Origin of the sequence: Flavobacterium sp. ENC (genome assembly GCF_020991415.1) — a bacterium.
Classification (GTDB): Bacteria; Bacteroidota; Bacteroidia; order Flavobacteriales; family Flavobacteriaceae; genus Flavobacterium.
Genome location: NZ_JAJMOY010000032.1, coordinates 1 through 681 on the forward strand (window position 1 = coordinate 1; position 681 = coordinate 681).

Sequence of the window (681 nt, forward strand, 5' to 3'; positions counted from 1 at the left end):
GCCATCAACCGGAACATGGACAGCACCGAACTGGAGTGTAGGGGGACTTGCCAACGGGGCCAGCGCAACGCTGAGCATCGTGGCTACGGTAAACGCAACAGGTTCATACAGCAATACCGCTGTTATTACCGGATTGGAAAATGACCCGACACCGGGCAACAACACCGATACAGAAACACCAACGCCGGTTGCACAGACCAACCTTAGCGTGGTGAAAACAGTAAATAATACGACACCAAATGTTGGTGATAACGTAACCTTTACCATTACGGCTTCGAACGCTGGTCCAAGTGCTGCGACGGGAGTTTCGGTAAACGATGTACTTCCTTCGGGGTATACCTTCGTGAGCGCCACACCAAGTGTTGGGACATTTAACAGCGGGACAGGATTATGGACCGTTGGTACTTTAAACAATGGAGCTAACGCTACCTTAACAGTTACTGTGACTGTAAATGCTACAGGAAACTATGCCAATACAGCAACAATTACTAGTACTACATCCGATCCAACACCAGGCAACAATACCGATACAGAAACACCAACGCCGGTTGCACAGAGCAACCTTAGCGTAGTGAAAACGGTAGACAACGCTACACCAAATGTTGGTGATAACGTAACCTTTACCATTACGGCTTCGAATGCGGGTCCAAGTGCTGCGACGGGAGTTTCGGTAAACGACGG

At 49.3% G+C, this 681-nt stretch carries 1 pseudogene; it reads left to right on the plus strand.

The features are described from left to right. A pseudogene (locus LPB89_RS21915) lies at positions 1-681 on the plus strand (DUF11 domain-containing protein); the annotation flags it as partial.